The sequence below is a fragment of the Thermochromatium tepidum ATCC 43061 genome (assembly GCF_009664085.1).
GTDB classification, from domain to species: domain Bacteria; phylum Pseudomonadota; class Gammaproteobacteria; order Chromatiales; family Chromatiaceae; genus Thermochromatium; species Thermochromatium tepidum.
Window position 1 is genome coordinate 108,254 of record NZ_CP039268.1, and the last position, 18,368, is coordinate 126,621.

An 18,368-nucleotide genomic window follows, 5' to 3' on the forward strand; every position below is an offset into this window, starting at 1 on the left:
GGGCTTCTCTTCGCTAGATCCATCCATGGGGAAGAGGCGGTGTCGAATTGGAGACCCGTAGGGCAAGGTGTCTTGCGGAGGGGCGCATGATCGAGTGGCTCTTTCTGCTCCTGCCTGTGGCGGCGGCCTCGGGTTGGTGGCTGGCGCGCCGCGATCTGCGTCGCAAGCTCGATGTCTCACCTGCCGCGCATCCGGATTTTCTGCGCGGTCTAAATTATCTGCTTGAGGAGCAGCCGGACAAGGCCATCGATCTCTTCCTGCGTCTGACCGAGGTCGACAGCGAGACGGCCGAGACGCATCTGGCGCTCGGTAGTCTGTTCCGGCGTCGTGGTGAGGTCGATCGCGCCATCCGCATCCATCAAAATCTGGTCGAACGACGGCATCTGGGTCCGGACGTGCGCGGTTTCGCGCTCTTCGAGCTAGGGCAGGACTACATGAGCGCCGGGCTGCTCGATCGGGCCGAGGCGCTGTTTGAGGAGCTCGTTGGGTTGGGGTTGCACAGTCAGCGCGCGCTCCAGGCCCTGCGCGAGATCTACCAGCGCGAGCGCGACTGGAGCCGCTGCCTGGAGGTGGCCGCCCAGCTCGAGTCCCTGACCGGACAGCCGCTCACGATCGAGATCGCGCACTATCATTGCGAGTTGGCCGAGGAGGCGCGGCGGCGGCAGGATGAGGCCGGTGCGCGCGAGCAACTGAACCGGGCGCAGGTCATCCAACCCGACTGTGTCCGCGCGGCCATGCTAGAAGGCTTTATGGCACTGGAGGAGGGCGATGTCGCAAGTGCCGCCGTGCTCTTCAAGCGTGTCGCCGAACGCGGATCGACCTATGTCCCCGAGATCCTGCCGGCCCTGATCGAGTCTATGGAGCGCCTGGGCGAGGACGTGATCGCGCAGCTTGAGACCCTGGCCGCGGATCGTGCCGGTCCGCACCTGATGCTGGCACTGAGCGAGCGCGTCGAACGGGCGCGTGGCCCTGAGGCGGCCCTGGATCTGCTGGCCGACTATCTGGCGCGCTGGGCCGATCTAGCGGTGCTGGAGCGCTTCCTCGACCTGCGCGCGCGCACCTCGGATCCAGGAGGACCGTCCCACCGCTATGCGCGGGTCGCGCTCGGCGTGGCGCGTCATCTGTTGCAGCGTCAGTCGGTCTATCAGTGCGAGCAATGCGGGTTTCAGGCGCGCACACTGCATTGGCAGTGTCCAAGCTGTCGCCATTGGGGCACGGTCGTCGCTGTACTGCCCGATCCCATTCAGGACGAGATGACAGCGCCGCCGGCCTGAGTCCCGACGACAGGATTTCAGCCGCAACCAATTCACTAGAGACCATTCAAGATCCGTGACTCAGGTCAAACCCCTCATCGTCGCCCTCGATTTTGCCGCTGAGGCACCGGCCCTAGCACTGGTCGAACGCCTCGACCCGGTGCGCTGCCGGCTGAAGGTCGGCAAGGAACTCTTCACCCGGCTTGGTCCGGCCTTCGTCGAACGGCTCCAGCGGCTGGGCTTTGAGATCTTTCTCGACCTCAAATTCCACGACATCCCCAACACGGTCGCCGCCGCCTGCGCGGCGGCGGCCGATCTGGGGGTATGGATGGTCAATGTCCATGTCGTGGGCGGACGCACCATGCTGGAGGCGGCGCGCGAACGTCTGAGCCGCTATGAGCGTCCGCCGCTCTTGATCGGGGTCACGGTACTGACCAGTCTCGACCGCGCCGATCTAGCGGCCATTGGGTGTCCGGGCGAGCCACGCGAGCGGGTGCTGAGTCTGGCACATCTGGCCCATGAGGCCGGTCTGGACGGCGTCGTCTGCTCGCCGCTAGAGACGGCCCAGGTACGTGCGGCGTTCGGTCCGGCCTTCCGGCTGATCACGCCCGGCGTGCGCCCGGAGGGCTCTGTGAGCGGCGATCAGAAACGCGTCATGACCCCCGCCGCGGCCCTGGCCGCCGGCGCCGATTATCTGGTGATCGGGCGCCCCATCACCCAGGCGCCCGACCCTTTATCCGTGATCGAAGCGATCGATCGATCCTGTATGAACGTTCTGGAGAATTGACATCTATGTCCAAGGTCCGCAAGGCAGTCTTTCCAGTCGCCGGCATGGGCACACGCTTTCTACCGGCGACCAAGGCCAGTCCCAAGGAAATGCTGCCCATCGTCGACAAACCCCTGATCCAGTACGCCGCCGAGGAGGCCGAGGCCGGCGGTGCGGATCAACTGGTCTTCATCACCGGGCGCAACAAGCGCTCGATCGAGGACCATTTCGATACCGCCTATGAGCTTGAATCCGAGCTGGAGCGCGCCGGCAAAGACAAGCTGCTCGACATCGTGCGCAATGTCCTGCCCGGATCGGCATCCTGTATCTATGTGCGTCAGGCCGTCGCCCTGGGGCTGGGTCATGCCGTGCTGTGCGCCAAGCCGGTGGTCGGTGACGAGCCCTTTGCGGTAATCCTGGCCGACGACCTTATTCGCTCCAAAGGCAAGGGCGTAGTCGCCCAGATGGCCGAGGTCTATGCCCGTCACGGGTGCAGCGTGCTGAGCGTCCAGGAGGTAGCGCGCGAGGAGACCAACAAATACGGGATCGTTCAGGTCGAAAAAGACACCGATGGGACCCTGCGGGTGATCTCCATCGTCGAAAAGCCCCATCCGTCCGAGGCGCCTTCTAATCTGGCCGTGGTCGGGCGCTATCTGCTTACCCCGCGCATCTTCGACAAGCTCGAGCGCATCGGCAGGGGCGCGGGCGGTGAGATCCAGCTGACCGACGGCATCTCGGAGCTACTCCAGGACGAACCCGTGATCGCCTATCCCTTCGAGGGCAAGCGCTACGACTGCGGCAGTAAGCTCGGCTATCTGGAGGCCACGGTAGAATACGCCCTGGCGCATCCGGAGCTCGGTGAGCGTTTCGCAGACTATCTGCGTAGGCTCGTGGAGGATCTCGCCTAATCGCCGCACACTGCCGCCGAGGATTGGCGCGGCCTGACGCCATATCCGCTATCGAACATTGAACGCAAGGCTCAAGCGCGGGGGGACGCGCTCGATACGCCAGGTGGCTGCTGCACGTCGCCAGAAGGCGCGTGGCGAGGCGGCATCATCGAGCGGTTCTTGTCCAAGCAAACGCCAGGCCAGCCGCAGGGCAGGCAGCGGGTTGTCATCCTCAACGGGCGCGGCAGCCAGTGACTTGCTCAGCTTGCGTCCCTGGTCGTCGAGCACCAGCGGGACATGGGCATGGCTGGGTGTGGGCAGACCCAGCGCCCGTTGCAGTCCGATCTGACGCGGTGTCGAGAGCAACAGGTCGGCGCCGCGCACCACATGGGTGATGCCCTGCCAGGCATCGTCGACCACCACGGCGAGCTGATAGGCATGGAAGCCGTCGGCACGTCGGAGCACAAAATCCCCGATCGACTCAGCGACCGAATGGCCCTGCCGCCCCTGGATCCGATCCTTGAAATAGATGGGCTCAGTCGCGGTGCGCAGACGCAGACTGCGCGCGCGTCGTCCGGGCGCCAGACCGTCGCGACAGGTACCGGGATAGATAGGCCCCTCCAGTCCAACTCTGGCGCGGCCAGCGATCTCGGCGCGACTGCATCCGCAGCCATAGATCAGCCCGAGCGCATCCAGACGGGCGAGTGCCGCGTCATAGGCGTCGCGACGCGCGCTCTGGAATACCACGGGCTCGTCCCATTCGAAGCCAAAGGCACGCAGTGTGCGCTGAATGGCCTCGGCGGCTCCGTGAACCTCGCGCAGGCGGTCCAGATCCTCGATGCGCAACAGCCAGACGCCATCCTGGGCACGCGCGTCGGCATAACTCGCGACCGCTGCGAGCAATGAACCAAAGTGGAGCGGGCCAGTCGGGGAGGGGGCGAAGCGCCCCCGGTAACTGGACGCAACCGCGGGGACCTCACCATTCATGCGCGAACTTAGCCGCGCTGTTTCTCGCGGATCTCGTCGAGTGTCTTGCAGTCGATGCAGAGCGTCGCGGTGGGGCGGGCCTCCAAACGGCGGATGCCAATCTCCACCCCGCAGGCCTCGCAGTAGCCATACTCGTGATTGTCGAGTCGCTCGAGTGCCTCATCGATCTTCTTGATCAGCTTGCGCTCGCGGTCGCGGGTGCGCAGCTCCAGGCTGAACTCGGACTCCTGGGTGGCACGGTCGTTGGGATCTGGGAAGTTGGTCGCCTCGTCCTGCATGTGGTGCACGGTGCGCTCGACCTCTTCCATCAGCGAACGCTTCCAAGCGAGCAGGATCTCGCGGAAGTGGGCCTCCTGGGCTGGGTTCATGTATTCCTCGTCGCTGCCGGCCTGATACGGCTCGAAGGAATAGGGCTCGGCGTTGTATGCATGTGTTTCGGTCATCTTGTGCTCCTCCCGTGGACCGCGTCGGCTTTCCGGACTGGATGCGGCCTGTATTCAGTGGCTCTCGGCGGTTGGCAAGAAACCCGTGCCTACAGTCCGCGTCGAGAAAACGTGCTTAAGTACCAGATCGCGCACAGACGGGCAACTGATCTTCGAAGTTTCGCCGGCGGGCACACGCCGATTTGGTAGTCTTATCCATCCGGTTCATTGGTTAAGTGCTCACGACGAGCAGGCTGGGACAGAGGCATATGTACGGATTCAAGGCTCTCATCTTCGACCTGGACGGCACCATCGCCGACACCGAGCGCGATGGCCATCGTCCTGCCTTCAATGCCGCGTTTGCAGAGGCCGGTCTAGACTGGCACTGGGATCCCGAACTCTATGGCGAACTGCTGGCGGTGACCGGCGGCAAAGAACGGATCCGCTATTTTATGCAGCGTGCCGGGATTGAGCTGGAGCCGGATGTCGATGTGGACTCCTTTGTCGGCGGCCTGCATCGTGCCAAAACCGCGCACTATCTGGAACTCTTGCGTCAGGGGGCGATCCCGCTGCGGCCTGGGGTGTTGCGCCTGTGGCGCGAGGCACGCACCGCGGGGGTGCGGCTGGCGATCGCGACCACCACCACGCCCGAGAACGTCATCGATCTGCTGGAGCAGGCTGGCGAGCCGGGACTGTCAGGCTGGTTCGAGGTCATCGCCGCCGGTGACATGGTGCCGAATAAGAAACCGGCGCCGGACATCTTCATCTATGCGCTGGAGCGGCTCGGTCTAAAACCCGAGGACGTTGTGGCCGTGGAGGATTCGGACAATGGCGCGCGCTCGGCACTCGCGGCTGGGATTCGCGCCCTGGTGATCACGGTCAACGACTATACGCTCGGTCAGGACTTCGGCGCCGCGGCGCTGGTGATCGACCAGCTCGGCGAACCGGGCTCCCCACCGCAGGTGCTGGCCGGCGATCTGGGCGGGTGGTCACTGGTGGATCTGGCCGCACTCGATCGGCTGCATCAGTGGGTCCACAGAGCCGGTTGATGGTGGTGACTGCAATCGAGGGTTTGCCAATGGCGGGGCATCCGGAAAGCCGACGGGCCGAGCGTGCGCGGTAGGTTGAGCCCCTGCTCTCGCCAGAGGCTGGCTGGCGGCCTTGGCTGATATTTCGAATCGAATCAGGGAGCGGCTGGATCCGATCGCGTCAGCGGGCCCGATAGACGATGCGACCCTTGGTCAGATCATAGGGTGTGAGTTCGACCGTGACCTTGTCGCCGGTGAGGATGCGGATGTAATGCTTGCGCATCTTGCCTGAGATATGCGCGGTCACGGTGTGGCCGTTCTCGAGCTGAACACGGAACACTGTGTTGGGCAGGGTCTCGGTGACCGTGCCTTCCATCTGGATGACGTCGTCTTTTGACATAGTGGATTTCGTTGGAATGACAAAGGCGATCCTGGTAAGCGGCGGGAGTCTATCACACTCAAGACCGAAGCGGTTCGGTCAGTCTTGGGACTCGACCTGAAGTCAAGGCCGGTTTGCGCGGCTTGATGAATCGAGTGTCAAGGAGCTTCGGCGGTCATCGAACCCGAGGGTCTGCCCGCGCTCGAAGCGTCGCCAGTCTCGACCGTCCCAGGCCTCGATCGGGCGGAAACGTTCCTTGTAGACCATCTTGCGCGACTCGGCGATCCAGTAACCGAGATACAGATAAGGCCGCCCTAAAAGCTGGGTGAGCCGGATCTGATTCAGTACGCTGAAAGTGCCGAGCGCGCGCGCGGCCAGATCGGGGTCGAAGAAGGTATAGACCGCCGACAAGCCCTGTTCGAGCACATCGGTGACGGCCACCCCCACCAGCCGTCCGTCGAGTCGGAATTCGAGAAAGCGCGTCATACCGCCCCAGGATGCGACCAGAAAACGCCGATAGCTGTCCTCACTCGCGTCCTCGGCCATCACGCCGTTGGCGTGACGCGCGGCCAGGTAACGCCGGTAGAGCTCGAACTGTTCCGCACGGAACACCGCCGGACCATCGCTTAGGGCGATGTCTGGCGCATTGCGCCGCCAGTTGCGCCGCTGCGAGCGATTCGGTACGAACGCATCGACCGGCAGCCGTACCGGGATGCAGGCCGAACAGCCGCAACAGGCCGGACGATAGATATGGGTGCCGCTGCGCCTGAATCCCTGATCGATGAGCCTTTGATAGGTCGCCCCATCGATGCGCGCCCCCGGATCGACGAAGAGCGTCCGCGCCCGCACCCCGGCGAGGTAGGAGCAGTGATGTTCGCCGGTCAGATAGAGCGGTAACGCGCGTCCAAATTGGCTGCCCAGTCCCTGTTTCATGAATTGGAATCGTCCCCGCTAGACGGCGGCGCGACCTGGATCGCGCACGCCGGGCGCTCAGTGCCATCGTCCCAGCTTTTGTTATAGCCAGGGCGAGCGCCATAGTGGTCCAGGAGCGTCAGAAATTCGGCGCGCGACACCTCGCACGCCCCTAGTCTGAGCAGATGCTTGGTCGTCATCTGGCAATCGATGAGGCCGAACCCCCAGGCCCGAAGCTGTTCGCAGAGACGCGCCAGGGCGACCTTGGAGGCATCGCTCACCCGGCTGAACATGGATTCACCGAAAAAGACGCGCCCGATGGCCACGCCGTAGAGTCCGCCGACCAGTGAGCCTGCGCGCCAGACCTCGACCGAATGGGCCAGGCCCAGGTCATGGAGCCGCCGATAGGCCGCCATCATCTCTGGGATCAGCCAGGTTCCAGCCTCGGCGTCGCGCGGCTCGGAGCAGCCCTGGATGACCCCGGCGAAGTCGCGATCCAGGGTGGTGACGAGGTCGCCGCGCCGCAACCGCTTACGCAGACTGCGCGAGGCGTGGAAGTGCTCGGGGAACAGGATGGCACGCGGATCGGGTGACCACCACAGGATGGGATCCCCCGCGCCAAACCAAGGAAAGATGCCACCCCGATAGGCTTCGATCAGCCGCTCGGGACTCAGATCCCCACCGACCGCCAGCAGTCCGTTCGGCTCCCGGAGCGCCTGACCCGGATCAGGAAAGGTCGTGCGATCGCATGGATCGAGGAGGGCGATCATGACGGCCTATCAGGACTGCGCCTCCAGTGCATCGAGATACTTTTCGGCATCGAGCGCCGCCATGCAGCCTGTGCCCGCCGAGGTGATGGCCTGACGATAGACCGGATCCATCACATCGCCCGCCGCGAATACGCCGGGGACCGAGGTGGCAGTGGCATTACCCTGGGTGCCGCTGCGGACCTTGATATAGCCGTTCTCCATCTCGAGCTGACCGTCAAAGATAGCCGTGTTGGGCGTGTGACCAATGGCGATGAAGACCCCTTGCAGGTCGATGTCCTGGGTCTCGCCGGTCTGGACGTGCTTGATGCGTATCCCGGTCACGCCTGTGGCGTCACCTAGGACCTCGTCGAGCACATGATTCCAGACGAGGCGGACATTGCCCTTCTCGGCCTTTTCGAATAGCTGTCGTTGTAGGATCTTTTCGGCGCGCAGGGCATCGCGCCGATGGACCAGGATCACCTCGGAGGCGAGGTTGGACAGATAGAGCGCCTCCTCGACCGCCGTGTTGCCGCCGCCGATCACGGCGACCTTCTGATGGCGATAGAAAAAGCCGTCGCAGGTGGCGCAGGCCGAGACCCCGCGCCCGCGGAAGGCCTGCTCCGAGGGCAATCCCAGATAGCGCGCGCTCGCCCCGGTGGCGATGATCAGCGCGTCACAGGTATAGGTTGCCGAATCGCCGATCAGCCGGAACGGACGACAGGACAGATCCGCGGTGTGGATGTGATCAAAGACGATCTCGGTCTCGAAACGCTCGGCATGACGGCGCATCCGCTCCATCAGCTCTGGCCCCTGGACGCCGTCCGGATCGCCGGCCCAGTTGTCGACCTCAGTCGTGGTCATCAGTTGACCACCCTGTTCCAGGCCAGTGACCAGTACCGGCTTGAGATTCGCACGTGCGGCATAGATGGCGGCCGTGTAGCCGGCCGGTCCGGAACCGAGGATCAGGAGTCGGCAGTGTTTGGTTTCGCTCATCGATTGGATACTCCAAGGCGCCCGATCGGATTGGGGCGGGGTATTTTGCTGTTACTGGACCGGAATTTGCGTGTCGGTTAAGGCGCAACAGTGGCTGAGGACGGTGCCAATCGACGTCAATTTAAGGCTTGACCGACAGAGCGTAAAGCCCGAGTCGGACAGCCGTGCCGACGTCGTCCCCTGGGCACCCAAGCGACATCGGCGGTGCCTTTGCCGGCGATTGACAGGCGCCGTTCAAGGGCGATACAAACGGTCAAAAGCCCAGAGTTTCCAGTAATCTGGCAATCTGATCGAGAGTGATTTATGAAGATTCGAGCAACCTCCACACCCTTGTTCTCTTTGACGTCTCTGCTCATCGCGTCGCTGGTGCTGGCGACCCTGTCCGGTTGCGCGAGTCGTGGCCGAGACGACGGACTCAGCGCGCGCCGCGCCGCGCTGGTCGACAAGGGTCTGGCCCAGGTCGGAATACCCTATCTCTACGGCGGCGCATCACCCGCCGAGGGCTTTGATTGCAGCGGTCTGACCCATTACGCCCATTATCAGGCCGGGCTTGTGATCCCACGCACCGCTGCTGACCAAAAGCGTGCCGCCACACCCGTACCCCGTAGTCGGTTGCAACCGGGTGACATGGTGTTTTTCAAGACCGGACCCGATGCCTATCACGTCGGCCTGATGATCGACAAGGAGCGCTTCATCCATGCCTCGACCTCGGATAACCGGGTGCGCATCGATCGTCTCGACACCCCCTACTGGAACAGACACTATATCGGTGCGGGAACCTATCTACGTTGAGGCTATCGAATAGCGGCGTCCGCGAAGATGCCGATCCGCTCCATTGACAAAGATCAGAGCGGAGCCTGTGTCTGACGCAGACAATCGGTGCGTTCTTTTAGTTAAAGACGCTTCACCAAGGCCCGATCATGGATACAGCTTAAACGGCTCGCCTTTTCGGGCTGCCTGTAGGAAAATGCCGACCGGCTTCCGGTATTGGGCCGGGAGTGTCGGAATCACAACACCATTTCTGTGTAGGAGTGACATTCATGTCCGATAAGCCAATCAGCAAGAGCCGTCGTGACGCCGTCAAAGTGATGCTGGGTACAGCCGCTGCCATCCCGATGATCAATCTGGTCGGTTTCGGTACCGCCCGTGCCGCCGCTCCCGCCAATGCCGTGACTGCGGACGATCCGACCGCAATCGCCCTCAAGTACAACCAGGATGCGACCAAGTCCGAACGCGTCGCCGCCGCCCGTCCCGGTCTGCCGCCCGAAGAGCAGCACTGTGCCAACTGCCAGTTCATGCAGGCCAACGTCGGCGAGGGCGACTGGAAGGGCTGCCAGCTCTTCCCCGGCAAGCTGATCAATGTCAACGGTTGGTGCGCTTCCTGGACCCTAAAGGCCGGCTGATCGCCACTGTCTGTCCGGTTCGAATGGAACGGGGCCGCTGGCCCCGTTTTTCGTTCATAATCATCCCAAGATCTTCAGCATCTCCAGGGTTGAGCGTCATGTCGTCCGAAGGTTTTGGCGAGTTCGACAATGCCCGTCCCTACAAGGGGCCAAGACTGGCCAAAGGCGCGCGTGTGCCTCGGATACGCTGGCGGCTTGCGTTTCTCCGCGCCATCATTTGGAGTCTGATCGGGATGATCTATGCCCCCCTGTACATCGGCTTGCTGTCATTGGCACGCGGCGCCGAGCTTGGCGTTTTTTCCTATGTCTTGGCCGCTGCGCTGGCGAGCGGGGCGAGCGCGGTACTCTATGGCGCCCACGAGCTGGCGCTGATCAGTACCGGTATCGGTGCAGGGGTGGGTGTGGCGTTGCTGATCCTGATGCCGGGGCAGGCCACTCTGACCCATTCGGTCGTGATTGCCTTGCTCCTGGCGGCCACAGTCGGTTTGACACTCTCTTTCCCACATCGCTGTACCCGACATGTTCCAGGCAAGCTCCTGGCCGGACTCCTGACCGGCACCTTGGTTGGCGCCGTGCTTGCTATCGCCGAGCCCCTCTATTCGGCGCCGTTTTCGACCTTTCCTACTGTGCTGTTCCTGGCCAGTGTGAACGGCATTCTCTATGTTGGCACCGTGCGCGGCTGGATCCGGCTGTCGCGCCGGATCGGGCTGGAATCGCGTCCCTGCGACCTGATCGAGGCGACGACCATGGCAATCCTGGCCTCTATCGCTGCTGGTAGCGTCTGGATGGTGGTCGCTCCGCTCATGGGTCTAGATCCGGGGTTCTGGCAATTGGCCAGTCTCTCCATGCACGATGCCCTGGTGCCGGCCTTCATGGGCGGACTGCTCGGCGGTGCCATGGCGGGGCTGCTGCTTGAGATCTTCCGTTTCCCCTGGGTCCACGACCTCTAAGATCCGCTTCGAGACTCTCTGCAAGTCGATCATGACCTGGATTCTTGTGGTAGGCTTTTTGGTTCCGTTTTGGTCAACCCCTCACCACCTACATGTCACGTAGCAAATCCAGCCGCCGCTGGCTCGACCGACACTTCAACGATCCCTATGTCAAGCGTGTCCAGATCGACGGCTACCGCTCGCGTGCGGCCTATAAACTGCTGGAGATCCAAGAGAAAGACCTTATTCTTAGACCAGGGATGCGGGTGGTCGACCTGGGCGCAGCGCCGGGGAGCTGGTCGCAGATCGCGAGCAACCTGGTTGGTACCGATGGCTTGGTGGTGGCCCTGGACATCTTGCCGATGGAACCCTTGCCGGGCGTCATCGTGCTCCAGGGTGATTTTCGCGAGGATGAGGTACTGAGGTGCTTGCGGGCGGCGATTGGTGAGGCGCCACTCGACCTGGTGCTCTCGGACATGGCGCCCAATCTCACGGGGACTGCGGTCGTGGATCAAACGCGCGCCATGTATTTGGTTGAGCTCGCGTTGGATCTGGCGCGCACGCATCTAAGGCCCGGCGGTGCGCTCGTTACCAAGGTCTTCCAAGGCGCGGGTTGCGACGACTACACCCGTGAGCTGCGTGCGAGTTTCAAACAGGTGGTCACACGCAAGCCCAAGTCCTCGCGCTCGGAGAGCCGTGAGGTGTTTCTAGTTGCCAAGGGCTTTCGCCCCTAGAATTCGGGCATCGGGTCATTTTCCAGCGTTTTGACTTCAGGGGTCGTGAATCGTGAGTGACATGGCGAAAAATCTCTTGCTGTGGGTGGTCATCGCCATCGTGCTGATGTCCGTGTTCAACAACTTCACCGCGACCCAATCGACGCCTCGAAATCTGGATTACTCGGATTTCATCGCCCAGGTCAAGCAAGGCGGGGTCAAGGAGGTCACCATCCAGGATCGCCTGATCGAGGGCGTCACCGACACCGGTCAGCGCTTCAGCACCTACAGTCCGGGCGACGATGGGTTGGTGGGTGACCTGATCAACAACAATGTCATCATCAAGGCCGTGCCGCCCAAGGGGCAGCCGGTGCTGATGCAGATCCTCATCAACTGGTTCCCGCTGCTGATCCTGATCGCGCTCTGGATCTTCTTCATGCGTCAGATGCAGGGCGGCGTTGGTGGGCGTGGCGCCATGTCGTTTGGCAAGAGCCGCGCGCGCATGCTGTCTGAAGATCAGGTCAAGGTCACCTTTCAGGACGTCGCCGGGGCCGATGAGGCCAAAGAAGAGGTCGCCGAGATCGTCGACTTTCTCAGGGACCCGGCCAAGTTCCAGAAGCTTGGCGGTAAGATCCCCAAGGGTGTGCTCATGGTCGGCCCGCCTGGAACGGGCAAGACGCTCCTGGCGCGCGCCATCGCCGGCGAGGCCAAGGTGCCGTTCTTTACCATCTCGGGTTCGGACTTCGTCGAGATGTTTGTCGGTGTCGGGGCCTCGCGCGTGCGTGACATGTTCGACCAGGCCAAGAAGCATGCACCCTGCATCATCTTCATCGATGAGATCGACGCCGTGGGCCGGCATCGCGGTGCCGGTCTCGGCGGCGGTCATGACGAGCGCGAACAGACGCTCAATCAGCTCCTGGTCGAGATGGACGGCTTCGAGGGCAACGAGGGCGTGATCGTGATCGCCGCCACCAATAGACCCGATGTGCTCGATCCAGCGCTGCTGCGTCCCGGACGCTTTGACCGTCAAGTGGTGGTGCCGTTGCCGGACGTGCGCGGGCGTGAGCAGATCCTGAAGGTCCACATGCGCAAGGTGCCTGTCGCTGAGGATGTCAAGGCCTCCATCCTGGCGCGGGGTACGCCTGGTTTCTCGGGTGCCGATCTCGCCAATCTGGTCAACGAGGCGGCGCTCTTTGCCGCACGTGCCAACAAGAAGCTGGTCGAGATGAGCGACATGGAGAAGGCCAAGGACAAGATCCTGATGGGCACCGAGCGCCGGTCACTGGTCATGACCGAGAACGAAAAGAGGCTCACCGCCTATCACGAGTCGGGGCACGCCATCGTCGGGCGTCTGGTGCCAGATCACGACCCGGTGCACAAGGTCAGCATCATCCCGCGCGGTCGTGCGCTGGGCGTCACACTCTTCCTACCCGAGGACGACCGCTTCAGCTACAGCAAGCAGCGTCTTGAGAGTCAGATCTCCAGTCTGTTTGGGGGGCGCTGCGCCGAGGAGCTCATCTTTGGTCCGGACAGCGTGACCACGGGGGCGCAGAACGACATCCATCGTGCCACCGAGATCGCGCGCAACATGGTCACCAAATGGGGCCTATCCGATCGTCTGGGTCCGCTGACCTATAGCGAAGAAGAGCAGGAGGTCTTCCTTGGCCACTCGGTTACCCAGCACAAGAGCGTCTCGGACGAGACCTCGCACCTGATCGACGAGGAGATCAGGCGCATCATCGATCGCAACTACGAGCGGGCGCGCGAGCTGCTTCGGGAGCATCTCGACAAGCTGCATGCCATGGCCGCTGCGCTCATGAAGTACGAGACCCTCGACTCGGCCCAGATCGACGACATCATGGCCGGGCGCGCGCCGCGTCCGCCGCACGACTGGGAGGACGACGAGCCGTCGCGTCCGGCGGCTGCACCGGGGCGGCACAAGGATGGCGCCGACGATGGCTTCGAGGCCGGGGTTGGTCGTCCGGCGGGAGAGCACTGAGCCATGCGACGCTATTTTGGCACCGACGGTATCCGCGGCCGGGTCGGCGAAGGGCATATCACGCCCGACTTCGTGCTCAAGCTCGGCTGGGCGGCCGGGCGTGTGCTGACCAACGGGCGCGGCAAGATCCTGATCGGCAAGGACACGCGCATCTCGGGCTATATGTTCGAGTCGGCCTTGGAGGCTGGACTGGTCGCCGCCGGGGTCGATATTCGGCTGCTTGGTCCCATGACTACGCCGGGCGTGGCCTATCTGACGCGCACCTTCCGCGCCAGCGCTGGTATCGTCATCACCGCCTCGCACAATCCATTCGACGACAACGGTATCAAGTTCTTCTCCGCCGAGGGCGACAAGCTGCCCGACGAGGTAGAACTGGCCATCGAGTCTGAGCTCGAGCAACCGCTGCGCACGGTCGAATCGAGCGCACTCGGCAAGGTCAAGCGCATCGACGACGCCAACGGGCGTTATATCGAGTTCTGCAAGAGCACCATCCCGACAAGCATGAACTTCCGGGGTCTCAAGCTAGTGGTCGACTGCGCCAATGGCGCGACCTACAACACCGCGCCCTGCGTCTTCGAAGAGCTCGGTGCCAACGTCATCCGGCTCGGCACTGAACCCGATGGCTTCAACATCAACCGGGGCCTCGGCTCGACCCAGCCGGGTGCGCTCTGCGAGGCGGTGGTGCGCGAGGGCGCAGACCTCGGCATCGCCTTCGATGGCGATGGCGACCGGGTCGTGATGGTGGATTCGCGCGGCACCCTGATCAACGGCGACCTGTTGCTTTATCTGATCGCCAAATCGCGTCTGCGCACAGGTGCCATGCGCGGCGAGGTGGTCGGTACCCTGATGAGCAATCTCGGTCTCGAGCACGCGCTCAAGCGGCTCGGCATCGGTTTTGCGCGTACTAAGGTCGGCGACCGCTACATCCTAGAGCGGCTCAAGGCCGGCGACGGTATCCTCGGTGGCGAACCCTCGGGTCACATCATCTGTCGCGACCGTACCACCACAGGCGACGGCATCGTCTCGGCACTCCAGGTGTTGGCGGCACTCGAGCAGCTCAACACCAGGCTCGAAGACCTCAGCCGCGAGGTCGAACTCTACCCACAGGTACTCATCAATGTGCGTCTCGACCAACCGCGCGATGTGCTGAGCCTGCCTGAGGTCCGGGACGCCGTCGCCACGGCCGAGAACGAGCTGATGAACGGGGGCGGCAGGGTGCTGCTCCGTCCATCCGGCACCGAACCCCTGGTGCGCATCATGGTCGAGGGTCGCGACCGCCCGCAGGTCGAACGACTCGCCGAGCGGCTCGCCGAGGTTGTGCGCGCTCAGATCACCGCTTGATGGAGTTTTCGGAGTCATCGTGCCCATCATCAGAAAAAGCGCCCTGGTACCCTATTCGGCCTCGCGCATGTTTGATCTCGTCTATGACGTTGGTTCCTATCCGCAATTTTTGCCCTGGTGCGACAGTGCTAGCGTGCTTTCCGAGACCGAGGATAGGATCTGCGGTCAGATCGGGGTGCATCGGCTGGGGATTCGCCAGACCTTCAGTACCTGCAATCGCTTCGAACGTGATCGGCTGATGCACATCGATCTGCTCGACGGGCCGTTCCGCAAGCTGGTGGGGGCCTGGCGCTTCACCCCGCTGCGCGAGGATGCGTCCAAGGTCGAGCTGGAACTTGAGTTCGAGTTCTCGGGGCGCCTGATCGACAAGGCGTTCGGCGGCGTCTTCAACCAGATCGCCAATACCCTCGTGGATGCCTTCTGCAAGCGTGCCGAGGAGGTCTATGGCCGTGACTGAGTATCTGCGCGTCTCGGTCGCCTATGTCGGCGCAGACGGTCAGGCGCTGCGCGCACTGGAGGTGCGCGCCGGTACCAGCGTCGGTGAGGCCATCGAGCAGAGCGGTCTCCTGAGGCGGTTTCCTGAGATCGATCTCGACGTCAACAAGGTCGGTATCTTCGGACGGCTGGTCAAATTGGATCAGCCGGTCGAGGAGGGCGATCGGATCGAGATCTATCGCCCCCTGATCGCTGATCCCAAGACGGCGCGCAAGCGGCGCGTGACCTAAGGTTGGCCTTCACTCTTCGGCGCTGGTCAGGACGCGGGTGAGGTGGCGGATGGTGCCGATATAGTCGGCGGATAGTGGATCCACGACCTCCACCCGTCCGCCGATCTCCCGGGCGACCTGCTCGGCGGACTTGGTCGACATCTGAGGCTGGGCCAGGATGACCCGGATGTTCTCACGTCGCGCCTGATCGATCAGGGCCGCCAGCTGTCGCGGGCCAGGTTCCTTGCCTTCGGCCTCGATGGGGATCTGAGTGAGTCCATAGGTATCGGCAAAATAGCCCCAGGATGGGTGATAGACCATGAAGCGGCGGTACTTAAGCCGTCCGAGATCGGCGCGAACCTCGGCATCCAGATCCTTCAGCGCAGCGACGAAATCTGCGAGCCGTGACTCATAGTCGGTGGACCGATCCGGATCGATTTCATCGAGCGTTTTGGCAATCCGTTCTGCCATTCTGATCACGAGCAGCGGGCTGGTCCAGATGTGTGGATCCTGCTCGCCGTCGGCTTCATGGTGATGATCAGGCTTGGCTCCTTGTCCATCATGTTCATGCGCCTCGAGACGGCGCCGGGCGATGCCTTCGCTGAGATCCACAACACGAAGCTTCGGGTTCACAGCCAGAATCCGTTTTATCCAGGCCCCCTCCATCGGTAGTCCGACCCCAAAATAGACCTCTGACTCGGCCAGCCGTGCGATCTGACCGGGGGACGGCTCATAGGTATGTGGGTTGGAGCCGGCGCCGACCAGTGCCTCGACCTGGACCTGAGGTCCGCCGATCTGTTCGACGAAGGTCTGCTGTGGCGGCACGGTGACAAAGACCTGGATCCGGTCTGCACCCAGCAGGATGGTGGGTAGGCAGGCCAGAACGATGAACGATAGAAGGTGCATCCGCATCATTTACTCAGAGAGCAGTTCAAGTTGGGATTCGCGGCGGACACGAGCGCCTACTATTTGGTCAGGATGAGCTTGTTGTTGCGCGTCATCCGCAGGACGTAACGACAATCACCGTGCTCGATCATCACGAACGGATCATTGCCGAGCAATGATCGGACGTCGATCGTGCGCGGCATTGGAGACAGGGCGCTCTTGTCGAGGTGTTCAGGACGGCGATTGGCGGTGGATGTGGTCCTAGGCATCGTCAAACTCTCAACTAAGGTTGGCGGTGATCGAACTCAGGGACGGCCAGATGGCTATCAAATAACAATCATTCTCGTTAAAGATTAAGAGCTGAGTTCGAGCCTGTCAACTGGCAGCCAGCCATGACAACGCGCAGATTTCAGTCCTTGGGTTCCAGCCCAAGGGTTCTCAGACCCTTGCGGACGATACCTTCGCGTGCCTCATAGTCGGGCACCTCGATCAGGATCTGCTCGGGTTTGCGCGCGGCGGCGCGGGTCGGGTCGGGCCGCAGATCGCCCTCGATACGCACCAGTTGATCGCCCTCGAAATAGAGGGTCAGATGGCGCTGTTCCATCGGCTGATGGCCATGCTTGAGGGTATAGGTGTAGTCCCAGCGATTGTTATGGAAGAAACTGACCAGCGGCGGCGTGCCCAGCACCAAGCTAACCTGACGCTTGGTCATGCCGAGCTCGAGTGCATCGACCATCTCCTCGGTCAGGATGTTGCCCTGCTGGACCGTCATCTTGTAAACGAAGGGCAGATTCTCCAGCAACGAGGTCCGCGTCTCGTCCGGCTTGGTGTCACGTGCGCATCCCGTGACGGCGATCGAGACCATCATGGAACCCAGTATTGGAAAACTGAAAATCTTTCGCATCTTGTCCTGATCACGACTTTGCGCTAAATCAGCGCATCATACCGTAGCGCCCTTTCTGGATCACAGGGGGCGCTGATCCAAGTGGCCGAGCGTGATCGTCTAGGTCGGTCGTATTGGTCCGCGAGCTGGAGAATCGAATTGAAAAACGAGCAGATCAAACAGGCCGGACTCAAGGTGACGGCGCCGCGCGTCAAGATCCTGGGCATTCTCGAGCGCAGCGACAAGCGCCATCTGAGCGCTGAGGATGTCTACAAGGAGCTCCTGAGTCAGGATGAGGATATTGGTCTAGCCACCGTCTATCGCGTGCTGACCCAGTTCGAGGACGCCGGTCTCGTCTGTCGCCGTCACTTCGAGGGTGGTCAGTCGGTCTTCGAGCTCAACAGCGGCGAGCACCACGATCATCTGGTCTGCATCAAGTGCGGCGCGATCGTCGAGTTCCTCGACCCCACGATCGAGTCACGCCAAAAACGGATCGCCGCCGAGCATCACTTCAAGATCAAAGACCACTCACTCGTGGTCTACGGTATCTGTCCGGAGTGTCAAGGCAAGCGCTGAGTCTAACGGCTGACGTCCAGGTATTCGCGCTCGATGGCGGTCTCCAACGCCTGGGAGCCTTTGACCAGTTCTTCGTAGACGAGGCGCAGGCCGGTGAGCCGTTTGATGTCGGACTCACTCGGCTGGCCGTCTGGGGCCTGGTGGGCGATGTCGTAGAGTGTCCTCAGGTAGTTGGCGCGCGCCTTGGCCACCATCTCGATCACCGGGGTCAGATCAGCGAGTTTGAGTTCCTTGAACAAGGGGTTGATGGTCTGGCGGTTGATCTCGCGGATCTCGGCATCGATCGCGATGAGCAGGCGTCTGTTCTCAGTGGTCATCTTGAGGGGTCCTCGCTGATTTGGAAATACGTTCCGTTCGACTCTGAAACACCCCTGTCAGGGCTGTGCCGTCTTTATCGGCATGCAGCGCGGTAAGCATAGGCCGAGAACCCTCTGTGAAACGTTGCCTAGTTCACGAAATCTGGATGGATGGTCTTGTCTTGATCACCGCGGCGCGTTTTAGATAGCGGGTTTTTCCGCAACAGCAGCGTCGGATCCACGTTGCTCGAATCAGTGGCGTG

23 protein-coding genes are annotated in these 18,368 nt (G+C 62.3%); 13 read left to right on the plus strand and 10 right to left on the minus strand.

Annotation, left to right across the window (positions count from 1 at the left end; genetic code table 11):
* Window positions 1-86: 86 nt before the first annotated feature.
* Genes lapB through galU form a run of 3 tightly spaced genes read left to right on the plus strand, consistent with a single transcriptional unit; the run spans window position 87 to window position 2,927 of the window.
* A complete protein-coding gene (gene lapB / locus E6P07_RS00475) occupies window positions 87-1,274 on the plus strand; it encodes a lipopolysaccharide assembly protein LapB (protein WP_153973798.1) in 1,188 nt (395 codons plus the stop codon).
* Between the two features lie 55 nt (window positions 1,275-1,329).
* A complete protein-coding gene (pyrF, locus tag E6P07_RS00480; RefSeq protein WP_153973799.1) occupies window positions 1,330-2,040 on the plus strand; it encodes an orotidine-5'-phosphate decarboxylase in 711 nt (236 codons plus the stop codon).
* Window positions 2,041-2,045: 5 nt separating this feature from the next.
* The gene (gene galU / locus E6P07_RS00485; RefSeq protein WP_153973800.1) at window positions 2,046-2,927 is read left to right on the plus strand and encodes a UTP--glucose-1-phosphate uridylyltransferase GalU; all 882 of its coding nucleotides are present in this window, start codon (window positions 2,046-2,048) and stop codon (window positions 2,925-2,927) included.
* 48 nt (window positions 2,928-2,975) lie between these two features.
* On the opposite strand, the gene gluQRS is transcribed toward galU, so the two are convergent.
* Window positions 2,976-3,893, minus strand: a complete 918-nt coding sequence (gene gluQRS, locus E6P07_RS00490; protein WP_153973801.1) for a tRNA glutamyl-Q(34) synthetase GluQRS — start codon at window positions 3,891-3,893, stop codon at window positions 2,976-2,978.
* Between the two features lie 8 nt (window positions 3,894-3,901).
* Window positions 3,902-4,336 (minus strand): RNA polymerase-binding protein DksA, encoded by a 435-nt coding sequence (gene dksA / locus E6P07_RS00495; RefSeq protein WP_153973802.1) that lies wholly within the window; start codon window positions 4,334-4,336, stop codon window positions 3,902-3,904.
* Between the two features lie 248 nt (window positions 4,337-4,584).
* Between dksA and E6P07_RS00500 the strand changes: the two genes are divergently transcribed.
* The gene (locus E6P07_RS00500) at window positions 4,585-5,364 is read left to right on the plus strand and encodes an HAD family hydrolase (RefSeq protein WP_153973803.1); all 780 of its coding nucleotides are present in this window, start codon (window positions 4,585-4,587) and stop codon (window positions 5,362-5,364) included.
* A gap of 160 nt (window positions 5,365-5,524) precedes the next feature.
* Here the strand turns inward: E6P07_RS00500 and infA are convergent, their stop codons facing one another.
* From infA to trxB, 4 genes are all read right to left on the minus strand, one after another.
* Complete coding sequence (gene infA / locus E6P07_RS00505; protein ID WP_012971469.1) at window positions 5,525-5,743, minus strand: translation initiation factor IF-1; 219 nt, start codon at window positions 5,741-5,743, stop codon at window positions 5,525-5,527.
* Between the two features lie 102 nt (window positions 5,744-5,845).
* Complete coding sequence (locus E6P07_RS00510) at window positions 5,846-6,655, minus strand: arginyltransferase (RefSeq protein ID WP_153973804.1); 810 nt, start codon at window positions 6,653-6,655, stop codon at window positions 5,846-5,848.
* Complete coding sequence (gene aat / locus E6P07_RS00515; protein WP_153973805.1) at window positions 6,652-7,404, minus strand: leucyl/phenylalanyl-tRNA--protein transferase; 753 nt, start codon at window positions 7,402-7,404, stop codon at window positions 6,652-6,654. Before aat ends, E6P07_RS00510 begins: the two co-directional genes overlap by 4 nt.
* Window positions 7,405-7,413: 9 nt before the next feature.
* Window positions 7,414-8,376 carry a thioredoxin-disulfide reductase gene (trxB, locus tag E6P07_RS00520; RefSeq protein ID WP_153973806.1) on the minus strand — a complete coding sequence of 321 codons (963 nt, stop codon included), beginning with the start codon at window positions 8,374-8,376 and terminating at the stop codon, window positions 7,414-7,416.
* A 303-nt stretch (window positions 8,377-8,679) separates the two neighbouring features.
* Here trxB and E6P07_RS00525 point away from each other — a divergent pair, with 303 nt between their 5' ends.
* The 8 genes from E6P07_RS00525 to E6P07_RS00560 all read left to right on the plus strand — a co-directional run bounded on the left by E6P07_RS00525 (window position 8,680) and on the right by E6P07_RS00560 (window position 15,486).
* A complete protein-coding gene (locus tag E6P07_RS00525; RefSeq protein WP_153973807.1) occupies window positions 8,680-9,168 on the plus strand; it encodes a C40 family peptidase in 489 nt (162 codons plus the stop codon).
* A 248-nt stretch (window positions 9,169-9,416) separates the two neighbouring features.
* Complete coding sequence (locus E6P07_RS00530) at window positions 9,417-9,779, plus strand: high-potential iron-sulfur protein (protein ID WP_153973808.1); 363 nt, start codon at window positions 9,417-9,419, stop codon at window positions 9,777-9,779.
* Between the two features lie 98 nt (window positions 9,780-9,877).
* Window positions 9,878-10,729 (plus strand): hypothetical protein, encoded by an 852-nt coding sequence (locus E6P07_RS00535; RefSeq protein ID WP_153973809.1) that lies wholly within the window; start codon window positions 9,878-9,880, stop codon window positions 10,727-10,729.
* A 92-nt stretch (window positions 10,730-10,821) separates the two neighbouring features.
* Window positions 10,822-11,442, plus strand: a complete 621-nt coding sequence (gene rlmE / locus E6P07_RS00540; protein WP_153973810.1) for a 23S rRNA (uridine(2552)-2'-O)-methyltransferase RlmE — start codon at window positions 10,822-10,824, stop codon at window positions 11,440-11,442.
* Between the two features lie 61 nt (window positions 11,443-11,503).
* On the plus strand, window positions 11,504-13,420 hold the full coding sequence (ftsH, locus tag E6P07_RS00545; RefSeq protein WP_211363136.1) for an ATP-dependent zinc metalloprotease FtsH: 1,917 nt from the start codon (window positions 11,504-11,506) through the stop codon (window positions 13,418-13,420).
* Window positions 13,421-13,423: 3 nt separating this feature from the next.
* Window positions 13,424-14,761 (plus strand): phosphoglucosamine mutase, encoded by a 1,338-nt coding sequence (gene glmM, locus E6P07_RS00550; protein WP_153973812.1) that lies wholly within the window; start codon window positions 13,424-13,426, stop codon window positions 14,759-14,761.
* A 19-nt stretch (window positions 14,762-14,780) separates the two neighbouring features.
* The gene (locus tag E6P07_RS00555; RefSeq protein ID WP_153973813.1) at window positions 14,781-15,218 is read left to right on the plus strand and encodes a type II toxin-antitoxin system RatA family toxin; all 438 of its coding nucleotides are present in this window, start codon (window positions 14,781-14,783) and stop codon (window positions 15,216-15,218) included.
* The gene (locus tag E6P07_RS00560) at window positions 15,205-15,486 is read left to right on the plus strand and encodes an RnfH family protein (RefSeq protein WP_153973814.1); all 282 of its coding nucleotides are present in this window, start codon (window positions 15,205-15,207) and stop codon (window positions 15,484-15,486) included. The genes E6P07_RS00555 and E6P07_RS00560 overlap by 14 nt, the downstream gene beginning before the upstream one ends.
* A 9-nt stretch (window positions 15,487-15,495) precedes the next feature.
* Here E6P07_RS00560 and E6P07_RS00565 read toward each other — a convergent pair whose 3' ends face one another.
* The 3 genes from E6P07_RS00565 to E6P07_RS00575 all read right to left on the minus strand — a co-directional run bounded on the left by E6P07_RS00565 (window position 15,496) and on the right by E6P07_RS00575 (window position 17,254).
* A complete protein-coding gene (locus tag E6P07_RS00565) occupies window positions 15,496-16,371 on the minus strand; it encodes a metal ABC transporter solute-binding protein, Zn/Mn family (protein WP_343031239.1) in 876 nt (291 codons plus the stop codon).
* A gap of 59 nt (window positions 16,372-16,430) precedes the next feature.
* Entirely contained in the window at window positions 16,431-16,619 is a 189-nt protein-coding gene (gene hemP, locus E6P07_RS00570) for a hemin uptake protein HemP (RefSeq protein WP_153973816.1), read from the minus strand.
* Window positions 16,620-16,759: 140 nt separating this feature from the next.
* Window positions 16,760-17,254 carry an outer membrane protein assembly factor BamE gene (locus E6P07_RS00575; RefSeq protein WP_153973817.1) on the minus strand — a complete coding sequence of 165 codons (495 nt, stop codon included), beginning with the start codon at window positions 17,252-17,254 and terminating at the stop codon, window positions 16,760-16,762.
* 138 nt (window positions 17,255-17,392) lie between these two features.
* On the opposite strand from E6P07_RS00575, the gene fur reads away from it, so the two are divergent.
* The gene (gene fur / locus E6P07_RS00580; RefSeq protein ID WP_153973818.1) at window positions 17,393-17,809 is read left to right on the plus strand and encodes a ferric iron uptake transcriptional regulator; all 417 of its coding nucleotides are present in this window, start codon (window positions 17,393-17,395) and stop codon (window positions 17,807-17,809) included.
* A 2-nt stretch (window positions 17,810-17,811) separates the two neighbouring features.
* Here fur and E6P07_RS00585 read toward each other — a convergent pair whose 3' ends face one another.
* The gene (locus E6P07_RS00585; RefSeq protein ID WP_153973819.1) at window positions 17,812-18,126 is read right to left on the minus strand and encodes a hypothetical protein; all 315 of its coding nucleotides are present in this window, start codon (window positions 18,124-18,126) and stop codon (window positions 17,812-17,814) included.
* Between the last annotated feature and the right edge of the window lie 242 nt (window positions 18,127-18,368).